The sequence below is a fragment of the Janthinobacterium sp. HH104 genome (assembly GCF_001758715.1).
Taxonomy (GTDB): domain Bacteria; phylum Pseudomonadota; class Gammaproteobacteria; order Burkholderiales; family Burkholderiaceae_D; genus Janthinobacterium; species Janthinobacterium aestuarii.
Genome location: NZ_LRIB01000034.1, coordinates 106,485 through 121,435, shown reverse-complemented (window position 1 = coordinate 121,435; position 14,951 = coordinate 106,485). Strand labels below are relative to the sequence as shown.

At 59.5% G+C, this 14,951-nt stretch carries 13 protein-coding genes; 12 read left to right on the top strand and 1 reads right to left on the bottom strand.

The window, feature by feature from the left end; translation table 11 throughout:
* Positions 1-58 precede the first annotated feature (58 nt).
* The 12 genes from rimP (at position 59) to JAB6_RS14080 (ending at position 14,056) form a co-directional block, all read left to right on the top strand.
* Entirely contained in the window at positions 59-547 is a 489-nt protein-coding gene (gene rimP, locus JAB6_RS14135) for a ribosome maturation factor RimP (RefSeq protein ID WP_034760462.1), read from the top strand.
* Entirely contained in the window at positions 544-2,109 is a 1,566-nt protein-coding gene (gene nusA, locus JAB6_RS14130; RefSeq protein ID WP_034760148.1) for a transcription termination factor NusA, read from the top strand. The genes rimP and nusA overlap by 4 nt, the downstream gene beginning before the upstream one ends.
* A 46-nt stretch (positions 2,110-2,155) precedes the next feature.
* Positions 2,156-5,014 carry a translation initiation factor IF-2 gene (gene infB, locus JAB6_RS14125; protein WP_034760145.1) on the top strand — a complete coding sequence of 953 codons (2,859 nt, stop codon included), beginning with the start codon at positions 2,156-2,158 and terminating at the stop codon, positions 5,012-5,014.
* A 114-nt stretch (positions 5,015-5,128) separates the two neighbouring features.
* Positions 5,129-5,545 (top strand): 30S ribosome-binding factor RbfA, encoded by a 417-nt coding sequence (gene rbfA, locus JAB6_RS14120; RefSeq protein WP_034760142.1) that lies wholly within the window; start codon positions 5,129-5,131, stop codon positions 5,543-5,545.
* Positions 5,546-5,547: 2 nt separating this feature from the next.
* Positions 5,548-6,483 (top strand): tRNA pseudouridine(55) synthase TruB, encoded by a 936-nt coding sequence (gene truB / locus JAB6_RS14115; protein WP_070303331.1) that lies wholly within the window; start codon positions 5,548-5,550, stop codon positions 6,481-6,483.
* A 207-nt stretch (positions 6,484-6,690) separates the two neighbouring features.
* A complete protein-coding gene (gene typA, locus JAB6_RS14110; protein WP_034760139.1) occupies positions 6,691-8,523 on the top strand; it encodes a translational GTPase TypA in 1,833 nt (610 codons plus the stop codon).
* A gap of 119 nt (positions 8,524-8,642) precedes the next feature.
* Positions 8,643-9,638, top strand: a complete 996-nt coding sequence (gene dusA / locus JAB6_RS14105) for a tRNA dihydrouridine(20/20a) synthase DusA (RefSeq protein ID WP_070303330.1) — start codon at positions 8,643-8,645, stop codon at positions 9,636-9,638.
* Positions 9,638-10,099 carry a hypothetical protein gene (locus JAB6_RS14100; RefSeq protein WP_070303329.1) on the top strand — a complete coding sequence of 154 codons (462 nt, stop codon included), beginning with the start codon at positions 9,638-9,640 and terminating at the stop codon, positions 10,097-10,099. The genes dusA and JAB6_RS14100 overlap by 1 nt, the downstream gene beginning before the upstream one ends.
* A 520-nt stretch (positions 10,100-10,619) precedes the next feature.
* Positions 10,620-12,371 (top strand): methyl-accepting chemotaxis protein, encoded by a 1,752-nt coding sequence (locus tag JAB6_RS14095; protein ID WP_254671619.1) that lies wholly within the window; start codon positions 10,620-10,622, stop codon positions 12,369-12,371.
* Positions 12,372-12,434: 63 nt separating this feature from the next.
* Positions 12,435-12,782, top strand: coding sequence for an energy transducer TonB (locus JAB6_RS14090; RefSeq protein ID WP_034760455.1), 348 nt, complete (start codon positions 12,435-12,437; stop codon positions 12,780-12,782).
* 168 nt (positions 12,783-12,950) lie between these two features.
* A complete protein-coding gene (locus JAB6_RS14085; protein ID WP_070303327.1) occupies positions 12,951-13,523 on the top strand; it encodes a hypothetical protein in 573 nt (190 codons plus the stop codon).
* A gap of 149 nt (positions 13,524-13,672) precedes the next feature.
* On the top strand, positions 13,673-14,056 hold the full coding sequence (locus JAB6_RS14080) for a hypothetical protein (protein WP_034782540.1): 384 nt from the start codon (positions 13,673-13,675) through the stop codon (positions 14,054-14,056).
* A gap of 319 nt (positions 14,057-14,375) precedes the next feature.
* On the opposite strand, the gene JAB6_RS14075 is transcribed toward JAB6_RS14080, so the two are convergent.
* Positions 14,376-14,825, bottom strand: coding sequence for a hypothetical protein (locus tag JAB6_RS14075; RefSeq protein ID WP_034760117.1), 450 nt, complete (start codon positions 14,823-14,825; stop codon positions 14,376-14,378).
* Positions 14,826-14,951 lie beyond the last annotated feature (126 nt).

The window sequence follows — 14,951 nt, the reverse complement described above, 5'->3', positions numbered from 1 at the left end:
GTCGGCGCTCATTGCGGCGCTGTCATGCCGAAAACGGGCCTTATTTCTGGAGAATTTTTTGCAGCAGTTGGGATTAATTGAAAAGACAGTTACAGGTCTGGGCTATGAGCTCGTTGATGTCGAACGTGCCGAGCGCGGGCTGCTGCGCGTCTTTATTGATTTCAGCGCCGCCGATGCCGCTGAAAAAGGTCCGATCACGGTCGAAGACTGTGCCACGGTGAGTCACCAGTTATCGCATGTGTTGACGGTAGAGAACGTTCCTTACGAGCGTCTCGAGATTTCTTCCCCGGGTCTCGATCGTCCGGTGCGCAAGCTGGAAGACTTCGTCCGTTTCGCAGGCCAGGAAATCATCGTCAAGCTGACTGTGGCGATGCCGGGTACGAACAACCGGAAATCGTTCCAGGGGATTCTGCAAGAACCCGTGGGCGATAAATTGTCGTTGGAATTTGAAGGTAAGGATGGTCCGGCGATGTTGGAGTTTACGCTCGCCGATGTGGATAAGGCACGCTTGGTGCCGCAGGTGGTTTTTAAGGGACGCAAAGCATGAGCCGCGAAGTTTTATTATTGGTTGACGCGCTGGCGCGCGAAAAAAACGTCGATAAAGATGTCGTCTTCGGCGCCCTCGAATTCGCGTTGGCGCAAGCCACGAAGAAACGGTATGAGGGTGAGGTAGACATCCGCGTTTCGATCGACCGCGAAACGGGCGAATTCGAATCGTTCCGCCGCTGGCACGTCGTGCCCGATGAAGCGGGCCTGCAATTGCCGGATCAGGAGATCCTGCATTTCGAGGCAAAAGAACAGATCGCCGATATCGAAGTCGATGACCATATCGAAGAACCGATCGAATCCGTCGAATTCGGCCGCCGTTTCGCCCAGGATACCAAACAGGTCGTCCTGCAGCGCGTACGTGACGCCGAACGCGAACAGATCCTGGTCGACTTCCTGGAACGCGGCGATTCGCTCGTCACCGGCACCATCAAGCGCATGGAACGCGGCGACGCCATCGTCGAATCGGGCAAGATCGAAGCGCGTCTGCCACGCGACCAGATGATCCCGAAAGAGAATCTGCGCATCGGCGACCGTGTGCGTGCCTTCATCTTGCGTATCGACCGCAACATGCGCGGCCCGCAAGTGATTCTGTCGCGCACCGCGCCGGAATTCATCATGAAGCTGTTCGAACTGGAAGTGCCGGAAATCGAGCAAGGCATGCTGGAAATCAAATCCGCAGCCCGCGATGCCGGCGTCCGCGCCAAGATCGCCGTCTACACGGCCGACAAGCGCATCGACCCGATCGGTACTTGCGTCGGCATGCGCGGTTCGCGCGTGCAGGCCGTGACCGGCGAACTCGGTGGCGAACGTGTCGACATCGTGCTGTGGTCGGAAGATCCGGCGCAGTTCGTCATCGGCGCCCTGGCGCCGGCGAACGTGTCGTCGATCATGGTCGATGAAGAAAAACACGCGATGGATGTCGTCGTGGACGAAGAAAACCTGGCAATCGCGATCGGCCGTTCCGGCCAGAACGTGCGCCTGGCCTCGGACCTGACCGGCTGGAAGATCAACATCATGACGGCCGAAGAATCGGCTGACAAAGCTGCCCAGGAAACGGCTGCCGTGCGCATCCTGTTCATGGAAAAGCTCGATGTCGACCAGGAAGTGGCCGATATTCTGGTGGAAGAAGGTTTCGCCAGTCTGGAAGAAATCGCTTACGTGCCAATTTCCGAAATGCTGGAAATCGAATCGTTTGACGAAGATACCGTCAATGAACTCCGTACCCGTGCGCGTGATGCGCTCGTGACCGAAGCGATTGCTTCGGAAGAGGGTCTGGAAGGCATGGACGAGGCGTTGGTGGGTCTGGAAGGCATGGACCGCATTACCGCCGGCAAGCTGGGTCTGGCTGGTATCAAGACCGTTGAAGCATTTGCAGCACTGGCATACGACGAATTTGGCGCAATCCTGGCCTTGTCTGCGGACCGTGCGCGTGAACTGATTACAAGTGAATTTAAAGATGTGACCGACGATGAGATGAAGTTGGTTGACTCGAAATACGACGATCGTGCCAAGGCGTTGCAAGCCAAGGCATGGAGTCTGGCCGAATCCGCAAAGGCTTAATTTGAGTATCTTTATCATCTCCGCGACACATAGAAAAGAGGACTGAATGGCGAGTAACAACGTAGCCCAATTTGCCACCGAACTGAAGATGCCTGCAGATTTGCTGCTGACGCAGCTGCGTTCTGCCGGCGTCGAGAAAAGTTCGACGTCAGATCCATTGTCGAAAGATGATAAGGACAAGCTTTTGGATCATCTGCGCCGCACACACGGCGCAGCGGCTGACACAGAAAAGAAAAAAATCACCGTGACCCGCAAGGAAACGACTGAAATCAAGCAAGCTGACGCCACCGGCAAATCGCGCACCATCCAGGTGGAAGTGCGCAAGAAACGCACTTTCGTCCAGCGTGACGAAGCTGCGCCGGTCGCGGCAGAACCGGTCGCGCCTGCCGCACCGGTGATCGATCCCGCCGACGTGGCGCGCCGTGAAGAAGAAGCCCGTAAACAGGCTGAACTGATCGCCCGCCAGGAAGCCGATCTGCGCGAAAAGCAAGAACGTCTGGCCAAGCTCGACGCGGAAAAAGAAGCCCAGGCGAAAGCCACGCAACAGGCTGAATTGGCTGCGAAGAAAGAAGCTGAAGCGGAAGCGAAGAAAGCCGCTGCCAAGGCTGCCGCCGCGCCTGCCGCCAGCGCCGCTGCGCCTGTCGTTGACGACGCCGCCGCCGAAGCGAAAAAAGCTGCTGCCGCTGAAGAAGCGAAGAAGAAAGCGGCTGCCGCTGCTGTCGCCGCCAAGGAAGCCGCTGACAAAGCGGAAGCCACCGAGCGTGCACGCAAGGCCGTTGCCGACGAAGTTGCCCAGATCAAGGCCATGATGAACGCGCCACGCCGCGCCATCAAGGCACCGGAACCCGTACCGGTTCCCGTCAAGCCGAAGGCGCCGGAAGGCACCCTGCACAAGCCTGCTGACAAGAAACCTGGCGACAAGCCGGGCGACAAGAAGCCTGCTGTTGCAGACAAAAAATCGATCAAGTCGGCCAATGTGTCGTCCACCTGGTCCGATGACGCGAAAAAACGCGGCACCACCGGTGGTCCGAAGCCACGCGGCAATAGCGGCCCAGGCGGCCGTGACAGCTGGCGCGGTGGCGCGAAGGGCCGTCGCCCGACGCACCATGACGACCGTGAATCGAACTTCCAGGCTCCTACGGAAGCCGTCGTCAAGGACGTGCACGTACCGGAAACGATCACCGTGGCCGAACTGGCGCACAAAATGTCCGTCAAGGCTTCCGAAGTCATCAAGCATTTGATGAAATTGGGCCAGATGTGCACGATCAACCAGGTGCTGGACCAGGAAACCGCCATGATTCTGGTGGAAGAAATGGGCCACAAGGCGTTCGCCGCCGAACTGGACGATCCGGAAGCGCTGCTGGCCGATGTGGGCGAACACGCGCACTTCGAAACCAAGCCACGCGCACCGGTGGTCACCGTCATGGGTCACGTCGACCATGGCAAGACCTCGCTGCTCGATTACATCCGTCGCGCCAAGGTTGCCTCCGGCGAAGCGGGCGGCATTACGCAGCATATCGGCGCTTACCACGTCGATACGCCACGCGGCATGATCACCTTCCTCGACACCCCGGGCCACGAAGCGTTTACCGCGATGCGTGCCCGTGGCGCCAAGGCAACCGACATCGTCATTCTGGTGGTTGCCGCCGACGATGGCGTGATGCCGCAAACGAAAGAAGCGATTGCCCATGCGAAAGCAGCCGGCGTACCGCTGGTGGTGGCGATCAACAAGGTCGACAAACCAGGCGGCAACGTGGACCGCGTGACGCAGGAACTGGTCGCAGAGCAAGTCGTGCCGGAAGAATACGGTGGCGAATCGCCATTCGTGCCGGTGTCGGCGAAAACGGGTCAAGGTATCGACGACCTGCTGGAACAAGTACTGTTGCAAGCCGAAGTGCTGGAACTGACGGCACCGGTCGATGCGCCTGCGCGCGGCCTGGTCGTCGAGGCACGTCTGGACAAGGGCCGTGGTCCTGTCGCGACGATCCTGGTGCAGTCCGGTACCCTGAAGCGCGGCGACGTGATTCTGGCTGGCTCTTCGTATGGCCGTGTTCGCGCCATGCTGGACGAGAACGGCAAGTCGATCGCTGAAGCGGGTCCTTCGATTCCGGTCGAAATCCAGGGTCTGACGGAAGTGCCGGTTGCCGGTGAAGAAGTCGTCGTCATGGCTGACGAGCGCAAAGCGCGTGAAATCGGTCTGTTCCGTCAAGGTAAGTTCCGCGACGTGAAACTGGCGAAACAGCAAGCTGCGAAACTGGAAAACATGTTCGACCAGATGGCCGAAGGCGAAGTGAAAAACTTGCCATTGATCATCAAAACCGACGTGCAAGGTTCGCAAGAAGCGCTGGTCGGCTCGTTGCAGAAACTGTCGACCTCCGAAGTGCGCGTACAAGTGGTTCACGCAGCCGTCGGTGGCATCACGGAATCGGACGTCAACCTGGCAGTCGCCTCGAAAGCGGTCATCATCGGCTTTAACGCCCGTGCTGATGCCCAGGCACGCAAGCTGGCCGAGTCGAATGGCGTGGACATTCGCTACTACAACATCATTTACGATGCGATCGACGAGATCAAATCGGCGTTGTCGGGCATGTTGGCACCAGAGAAACGCGAAACCGTTATCGGCCAAGTCGAGATCCGCCAGGTTATCCTGGTCTCGAAAGTGGGCGCGATTGCCGGTTGCCTGGTCACCGATGGCGTGGTCAAGCGTGCTTCTTCCGTCCGCCTGTTGCGCAACAACATCGTGGTCTGGAGCGGCGAGATCGACTCCCTGAAACGCTTCAAGGACGATGCGAAAGAAGTTCGCGCCGGTCTGGAGTGCGGCCTGTCGCTGAAGAACTACAACGACATTCAGGTTGGCGACACGCTGGAAGTCTTCGAAGTCCAGGAAATCGCTCGTACCCTGTAATCACAGAAGTAATGGCGCGGACATAGTGATGTCCGCGCAAACACGTGGGGCGCATTGGTCAACGGGCAACCGTTTGACCCATGCGCCCTGCGGCACTTAGGACAGCATAAAATCATGGCTAAACATAGCAAAACCATGCCAGCGCGCGGCTTGCGCGTGGCTGACCAGATCCAGCGCGATCTGGCTGAAATCGTCGCCTACGAATTGAAGGATCCGCGCGTCGGCACGATGATCACCATCACCGAAGTGCAGATCACGCCCGATTACGCGCACGCCAAGGTGTTTTTCACGATGTTGAAAGACAGCAAGGAAGCCATCAAGAACACCACCGAAGGCCTGATGGCCGCATCCGGCTTCATCCGTGGCTTGCTAGGCAAGCGCCTGCACATCCACACCCTGCCGATGCTGCATTTCGTGCACGACAGCTCGACCTCGCGCGGCATGGAAATGTCGCTGCTGATCGACAAGGCCAACGCCACGCGCGCGGCCGACGCCGAGCCGGATGCTAAACCAGAAGCGGACGAGCAATAACAGTGGCGGGTCCGAAGAAACCGCCCGGCATCAAGCGGGTGCGCGACCTGGTCGATGGCGTCTTGCTGTTGGATAAGCCTGTCGGCTGGTCCAGCAATGACGCCCTGATCAAGGCCAAGCGCGTCTTGAACGCGAAAAAGGCGGGCCATACGGGCACCCTGGATCCGTTCGCCACGGGCTTGTTGCCGCTGTGCTTTGGCGAGGCGACCAAGTTCTCGCAGGACTTGCTGGAAGCCGACAAAACCTACGAAACCCTGGTGCACCTGGGGCAGACGACGGATACGGGCGATACGGAAGGCGACGTGCTGGAAACGCGCGACGTCAACGTCACCGAAGAGCAGATCGAAGCTGTGCTGGCGCAGTTCCGCGGGCCGATTTTGCAGACGCCGCCCATGTACTCGGCCTTGAAAAGGGACGGCAAGCCCTTATATGAGTATGCAAGGGCAGGCATCACCCTGGAGCGCGAAGCGCGCCCGGTGACCATCCACAAGCTCGAGTTCCTCGGCTATGAAGCCCCGTTCCTGAAATTGTCCGTGATGTGCAGCAAGGGCACGTATATCCGCGTGCTGGGCGAAGACATCGGCCATGCCCTCGGTTGCGGCGGCCATCTGAACGCCTTGCGCCGCACGCACGTGGGCAACCTGACGCTTGACGGCGTCGTTACCCTGGATGAGTTGACGGCGCATGCCGCGCCGCTGAGCTTGCTGGCTCCCGTCGATGCCTTGCTGTCGAGTTTCCCTGCCGTCCAGCTGACGGAAGAATTGGCCAAGCGCTTCCTGCATGGCCAGCGCATCGCGCTGGGCAAGGAAGACGTCGTCGTGCCAGCCGAGCCGGGCAGGGTGCGCGTGTATCACGACAGCAAACTGCTGGGCACGGGCCAGTTGCAGGAATACAGCATCCTGGCGCCGGAACGTCTCATTGCCACGGCGCACCAATAAGTCACAGCAACGTCACATTACCCAGCGACACTCTTCAACCAGTGTCGCTTTTTTAAACAAATCGTCCCCGACTGCAAGAGCCGCCAGCATTTTTAGATAGCGTTGCAACGCAACATGCTATACTACGCGGTTCCGGAAATAGATTAGCATTCGGGTATCTCGTACACCTTGTACGCACTCCGCAGTTTTTCAGTAACTACTACGACCATGTCAAATACAAAACGCGCAATTCGTAATATCGCCATTATCGCCCACGTTGACCACGGCAAAACCACGCTGGTGGATCAGCTGCTGCGCCAGTCCGGCACCTTCCGTGAAAACCAAGCGGTCGACACCCGAGTCATGGACTCGAACGACCTGGAAAAGGAGCGCGGCATTACGATTCTGTCGAAGAACTGCGCCGTTGAGTACGAAGGCACCCACATCAACATCGTCGACACCCCAGGCCACGCCGACTTCGGCGGCGAAGTGGAACGTGTTCTGTCGATGGTGGACTCGGTTCTGCTGCTGATCGATGCACAGGAAGGCCCGATGCCGCAAACCCGTTTCGTCACGCGTAAAGCGCTGGCACTGGGTCTGAAGCCTATCGTTATCGTCAACAAGATCGACCGTCCAGGCGCACGTCCGGACTGGGCCATCAACCAGACGTTCGAACTGTTCGACAAGCTGGGCGCTACCGACGAACAACTGGATTTCCCTATCATTTACGCTTCGGGCCTGAACGGCTATGCCGGTCTGACCGAAGACGTGCGCGGCGGCGACATGAAGCCGATGTTCGATGCTATCCTGGAACACGTTCCAGTACGCGACGACAATCCTGAAGGCCCGCTGCAAATGCAGATCACCTCGCTGGACTACTCGTCGTACGTCGGCAAGATCGGCATTGGCCGCGTCAACCGCGGTACCGTCAAAGTCGGCCAGGACGTGCTGGTCATCAATGGCCCAGGCGCGACCCCGATCAAAGGCCGCATCAACCAGGTGCTGAACTTCAAGGGCCTGGAGCGCGTGCTGGTTGACGAAGCCGTCGCCGGCGACATCTGCCTGATCAACGGTATCGACGAAATCGGCATCGGTTCGACCCTGTGCGCACTGGACACGCCTGAAGCGCTGCCGATGCTGACCGTCGACGAGCCGACCCTGACCATGAACTTCATGGTCAACAACTCGCCACTGGCTGGCCGCGAAGGCAAGTTCGTTACCTCGCGTCAACTGCGTGACCGTCTGGAAAAAGAATTGAAAGCCAACGTTGCTCTGCGCGTGGCACCAACCGACGACGACACGATCTTCGAAGTATCGGGCCGCGGCGAGCTGCACCTGACGATTCTGATCGAAAACATGCGCCGCGAAGGCTTCGAGCTGGCCGTATCGCGTCCACGCGTGGTCTTCAAAATGGTCGATGGCGTGCGCCACGAGCCGTTTGAAAACCTGTCCGTTGACGTTGAAGAAGTCAACCAGGGCGGCGTCATGGAAGAACTGGGCCGTCGTCGTGGCGACCTGCAAAACATGGAATCGGATGGCAAGGGCCGCGTGCGCCTCGAGTACCTGATCCCGGCGCGTGGCCTGATCGGCTTCCAGGGCGAATTCATGACCCTGACCCGCGGCACCGGTTTGATGAGCCATGTATTCCATGAATACGCGCCAGTCGACAACACCCGTGGCGAAATGGCCGGCCGTCGTAACGGCGTGCTGATCTCGCAAGATGACGGCGCTGCTGTTGCCTACGCTATCTGGAAACTGCAAGACCGCGGCCGCATGTTCGTGTCGCACAATGACCCAGTCTACGAAGGCATGGTCATCGGTATCCACTCGCGCGACAACGACCTGGTCGTCAACCCGATCAAGGGCAAGCAGCTGACCAACGTGCGTTCGTCGGGTACCGACGAAGCGGTGCGCCTGGTACCACCAATTCAGATGTCGCTGGAATACGCAGTCGAATTCATCGAGGACGACGAACTGGTGGAAATCACGCCTAAATCGATCCGTCTGCGCAAGCGCTTCCTGAAAGAGCACGAGCGTAAAAAAGCGTCGCGTGATTCGTAATCTGTTGTAGAGCATGGCCTGCGGGCCATGCCGCGCTCAAGCCCGTTGCTCCGCCTTTCCTTCACCGGTGAGGCGCGCAGCGGGTTTGTCATTTGCAGCTCCTGTTTTTTGTAGACACCATGACTTCCTCTTCTTTGCCTTCCCGCCGCCTGTCTGTCGCCCCCATGATGGACTGGACCGACCGCCATTGCCGCAAGTTCCACCGCGAAATCACGCGCCACACCTGGCTGTACACCGAGATGGTGACGACCGGCGCGCTGGTCTATGGCGACGTGGAGCGCCATTTGCGCTTCAATGAGGAGGAACATCCTGTGGCGCTGCAGCTGGGCGGCAGCGATCCGAGGGACCTGGCCACGAGCGCCAAACTGGGCCAGCAATGGGGTTACGACGAGGTCAACCTGAACTGCGGCTGTCCGTCCGAGCGCGTGCAAAAGGGCGCATTCGGCGCCTGCCTGATGGCCGAACCGCAACTGGTGGCCGACTGCGTGAAAGCCATGCGCGACGTGGTCGACATTGACGTCACGGTGAAGCACCGCATCGGCATCGATGACAGCGAGTCGTACGACTTCGTGCGCGACTTCGTCGGCACCGTGGCCGACGCCGGCTGCAAGACGTTTATCGTGCATGCGCGCAATGCCATCCTGAAAGGCCTGAGCCCGAAGGAAAACCGCGAAGTGCCGCCCCTGAAATACGATTATGCCTACCGCCTGAAGCGCGACTTTCCCCAGTTCGAATTCATCATCAATGGCGGCATCAAGACGCTCGATGAAATCGACCTGCACTTGCAGCACCTGGACGGCGTGATGCTGGGCCGCGAGGCGTATCACAATCCGTACGTGATGGCGCAGTTCGACCAGCGCTATTACGGCGACGAGTCGCCTGTCAGAACGCGCGAACAAGTGCTCGAAGCGATGATTCCGTATATCAGCGCACAGCTGGAAAAAGAAGCGGGGAGATTAAAACTGAACAGCGTCACGCGCCACATGCTGGGCCTGATGCAAAACCTGCCCGGCGCGCGCGGCTTCCGTCAGACCCTGTCCGATTCCAAGAAGCTGGCCTCGGGCGACCCGCAGTTGCTGCTGGAAGCGGCGGCGCGCTTGTCGCTGCCTGCGTAATGGGCGATTTCCACGGCCATGCGCGCCACATCGACGGCTACCTGCAAGCCGTCAGCGCGCTCAAGGATGACGGCAGCGACTTGCTCTGCACGTATCTGGGACCCGCCGCGCCGCAGGCATCGTTCGATGCCTTGTGCCGCGCGCTGGATGTGACGCCCGACGGCTTGCGCCTGCAGCCGCTCGAAACGGTCGTGTGCAGCGGCGTCTTGTGCACGCCGCGCCAGTGGCTGCTCGAGCGCCTCCATCCGACGAGCGAGGCGGACCGCCAGCCGCTCGACGCACGTTTATATGACGGTTTCGAGCGCGAATTGGCCGAACTGCTGGGCAGCGAACCCCGCTGGTATCAACTGGTATCGTCTGGCCAGCGCAGCCTGGCCAGCCAATTGGGCGCCATCTGGAGCGTCTTTGTCTTCGGCACAGAGTGCCACACCTATGTGATGCATTGCAGCTGGGACAGCTGAGCCAACTTGTCTATACCGGTGCCGCTGCGCACTGGTATTGTCCGCACTTCCCCTTCCTCTGAGTACCTCTCCCAAAACGATGCAATATGGCTACGCCATGTGTTGTAAATGCGCTGTTTCGGCGCATGCCCGCACTGTCGTGGGGCATTTCTAAGAGGCAAGAAACGGCGTTGTTGCCATTTCCCCGAAGAAAGTTAATCAGCCATTTATTCGGGTACATATTGCTTGCTTTGAGGCAAAATTTACACCTATAATTGATTATAGACAAATATTTCTCATATGAATGTTTGATGTTGATCTCACATCAACGGTGTCAAAAATTCAGCGTGCGGAGCAAGTTTGCATTCGCAGTCACTGGCGTTTCCAGGGCTGCTGAAAGACCAGGAAGTACCCCGGGCTGCGTGCGGCCGGATACCGCCAGCATACCAATGGGTAAGGGCGGACACCGGTGTTGCGCAGCCTTCGTCTTGTCGTGCCGGGCAAAAATCCTTATCAATAGTTTCATTTACGAAGAGCCGAAATGAATTTAGCAAAAATGAAGGTTGGTACCCGCCTGGGCCTGGGTTTCGCCCTGGTACTGGTTCTGCTGGTGGCCGTGACCGTCCTCGGCATCGCGCGCATGGCGCAAATCCAGGAGCGTCTCGATCACGTGATCAATGTCAACAACGTCGTCACCCGCCTCGTGATCGACATGCGTGGCAACGTCAGCGACCGCATCACCTCGCTGCGCATCCTGACCCTGATGACCGACGCGGGCGATATGGAGCCGGAGATGGCGCGTATCAAGACGCAGACGAGCACCTATCAGGAAACGCAGAAGAAGCTCGAAGAGAAATTCGCCGTCGAGTCCACTCCTGAAGAAAAAGCCCTGCTGACCTCGATCAAGGAATACGAAGCGGCCGCCATGCCGGCCATCGCCAAGGCATCCGCATTGTGGATGGCCAACGATGCGGAAGGCGCCACGCGCGTGATGATCAAGGAAATCCGTCCGGTACAGAAAAAATGGATGGAAGCGCTGGAGCAGCTGGCCGTGCTGGAAGACAAGCTCAACGAGCAGATGCAATCGGATGCCCGCAAGGCCTTCGACAGCGCGCGCCTGTTCATGATCATTCTCGGCGTACTGGCCGTGGCGATGGGCGTGGCGGCAGCACTGGTGATTACCCGCGGCCTGCTGAAACAACTGGGCGGCGAACCTGACTACACGGCATCGATTGCCGGCAGCATCGCCAATGGCGACCTGTCGATCGGCATCCACACGCAGCCTTCCGATACGTCCAGCCTGCTGGCGGAAATGAAGGAGATGCGCAACAGCCTGGTGGGCATCGTCGGCCAGGTGCGCGTCGGTACGGAAACCATCGGCACGGCCTCGCGTGAAATTGCCGATGGCAATATCGATCTGTCGTCGCGCACGGAAATGCAAGCCAGCGCGCTGGAAAAAACGGCGTCGGCCATGGAAGAGTTGACCTCGACCGTGAAACAGAATGCGGACAATGCGCGCGAAGCCAACAAGCTGGCCGCCACCGCTTCGGATGTCGCCATCAAGGGCGGTTCCGTGGTGTCGCAAGTGGTTGACACCATGAGCTCGATCAACGAGTCGGCGAAGAAGATTGTCGACATCATCGGCGTGATCGATGGCATCGCCTTCCAGACCAATATCCTGGCGCTGAATGCTGCCGTGGAAGCGGCACGTGCCGGCGAGCAAGGCCGCGGTTTTGCCGTGGTGGCGTCGGAAGTGCGCAACCTGGCCCAGCGTTCCGCCGGCGCCGCGAAGGAAATCAAGATCCTCATCGACGATTCGGCCGAGAAGACGGAACGCGGTACGCGTCTGGTCGGCCAGGCTGGCGTAACGATGGGTGAAGTGGTCGACAGCGTGCGCCGCGTGACCGACATCATGAGCGAGATCGCCAGTGCCAGCCAGGAACAAAGCGCCGGCATCGAACAGGTCAACTTGTCGATCATCGAGATGGATGGCATGACGCAGCAAAATGCGGCCCTGGTGGAGCAGGCAGCCGCCGCGGCGCAAAGCTTGCAGGACCAGGCGGCCGAACTGGCCCACGTGGTCAGCATCTTCAAACTGGTCGAAGGCGAAGAGAAACCGGCAGCGTATGTGCCGGCCCCCGTGGCCGCCGCACCAATGGCCGTGCGCAAGCCGGCACCGGCATTGCGCCCGGTGAAGTCGCTGACGCGCAAGACGGAAGCGGCCGCTCCCGTGGCTCCAGCGCCACGCAAGGCGGCAGGCGCGGGCAGCAATGACGAGTGGGAAGAGTTTTAAGCGCGGCCAACAGCGCACAGGAAATGGTAACTACCGTATTTGATAATAATCATGGGGAAGCACATGTTTGAGAATAAGCGTTTGATGAGTGTTGCAGCAGCCTTGCTGGTGTCCGTTTCTTCCGCCGCCTTCGCGGCCGAGGTGCCGGCGTCGTTCGATGCCAAGAACTGCAAGGCCGACTATCCGAAAGCCTCGCTGATGAACGAAGAGCAGGGCACCGTGTCGATGTCCTTCCTGGTCAATGCCGATGGTAGCGTTGCCGATTCGAAAGTCGAGAAGAGCAGCGGCTTCAAGAACCTGGACAAGGCCGCCATCAAGGCCCTGTCCGCATGCAAGTTCAAGCCGGGCACCAAGGATGGCGCCGCGGCGCAAACCTGGACCAAGGTCGATTACGCCTGGAAGCTGGACTGATCCACGTATCGCCGGGAGCCAGGCTCCCGGCATGGCCGTATCCGCTACGGGCGGCGCCTGCAAGGGTGCCGCCCGTACTGTTATGTGCGTCAGCCAACGGCACTGTTGCCGCCGATTCTGTTACCCTCGAAACATATCTTCGGGATCTCCCACCACAAGAGGCCTATCATGCAGCGCATCCTGACACTTTCCTCCCTGGCCGCCGCCGGTTTGCTGCTTTCCGCCTGCGCATCGCTGGGCACGCCCGTGGGCTTGCAGGCGGGGCAGACCGTGGCCGTCGTCAATAGCCTGAGCTGGGACAATCCCCTGACGGGCAAGCGCGACGGCGTGCGCACGAGCTGGCCCATCAAGAATGGCAAGATTGCTCCTGAGTATTTCCCGCTGGCGCAGCTGAAGCAATGCGAGGCCGGCGGCAAGCCTTGCGCCTGGGGCGTGATGCGGGCGCAGCGCGGCGCGCCCACGCTCAGCTATGCGGACGGCGGCGTCGGCCTGGCCGTGAATGTATCGATCGACGTGGCGCGGCGCCAGGATGCGCGCCAGGGCGAGACGCAAACGGCGATGGCGATTCCCCAGAATGTGGCCGCGCTGGAAGGGCGGCAACAGGTACAGCCCAGCTGGAAATTGAAGTATGGCAAGGTCGAGCAGGTCGAGCTCGACTATGGCGTGCGCTACCAGGTGTGCGTGCAGCGCTACGATGCGGCCGGCAAGGCCATCGACACGTGCGCGATTCCATTTATTTGAGGAAACATGCGATGTAGGCCGCTTGTGGCGCGATTGCCACATTTCATGTTGCGGCGTGCGTCGGGGTGTAACAATCGGTAAAAGCGCAGCAAAGCTCCGCGTAATTTCTTATAGTGCTTAATTAAGTAGTACACATTAGGAGAATTGCGATGAAAACCCTGTTGGCAGTAATTTCGCTGGCCGCCTTGGGTGGCTGCGCCGTGGCGCCCCCCGGTCCTGCGTATTACGGTTCGCGCGCGCCGCAGGGGGCCTACAATCCCTATGAATGGCATACGGTCTCGTCCGAGCCGGTGCAGTCGGGCCGCGTGATGAGCGCGCCGCGCGTGGAATATACGAATGAGCCCGTGTATGTGCAGCAACAGCCTGTCTACGTTCAGCAGCCCGTGTATGTGCCGGCGCCCGTGTACGCACCGCAACCGTATTATTACAATCCGCCCGTGACAATCGGGCTGGACTTCATGTTTGGCTTTGGGCGCTACGGTGGACACCGCGGCGGCTGGGGCGGGCATGGCCGCTACCACGGCCGCCGCTAGTCTATTGCGGTCGTAGGCAGGACAAAGCCGGACAAGCATTGCTTGCCCGGCTTTTTCATTTTATTAGTGGAAATACACGGCCGTCTGGTGCAGCACGTCCGCCGAGCACAGGATGTACATCGCCGCCGCTGCCAGACCTATTTGCAAGGCGCCAAAGCTGATCGGGATGAGGCGGGACATGTCGTACTCCTGAGTGGAATGAGGTGTGTTGTCAGGCTTTCATCATAGGATGAGTTGATGCCTTTGGGCATCGGATGAATGTCCGCCACGATGTAGGACAACACCTCGCGCCTAGCGCCCCGCCTCGCTTTCCAGCCGCTTAGCGGTTTTTCCAGCGCACTACCGGCTCTTCCGGCGCCGTGTCCGGCACGTTCGAAATCGTCAGCCAGTGCGTCAGGCGTTCCGGGTGCTTGAGATTGATGCCCATGCCATCGATGATGCCCACCTGTTCCAGCATGCGCGCATCGATTTTTGCTTTCGACACCGTGGGCGCGCCCATGACCATGCGGTCATATGCCTTGCGCGCCTTGTGTTCCCACTTGTGCAGATTGCTTTCGTCGAAGCGGTTCGCTTCGAAATACACGGTCAGCGTGCCGTCGAGATTGCCGAAGCCGACAATGCCCGCGCCCTTGCGGATGGTGGTGTTGTTGCTGATGTCGAATTCCGCCGTGGGCACGAAAATACCGGCGCGGCCATCGATGTCGGGACGTCCCACGGGCGTTTCCTTGCCGTAGGAACTTGTTTCGGTAATGGTTTTTTCTGCGGACATGGTGCGTGTGTGGTGGCCGTGCCGGGAGCGCGATCGGGCCCGGCGGTGCCAGCCTTCCTGTTCAATAAATGCGTGCTGATGATCAGGGCGGGGTAGGGGCCCTGGCGGAGCGATGCTTGGCATTGC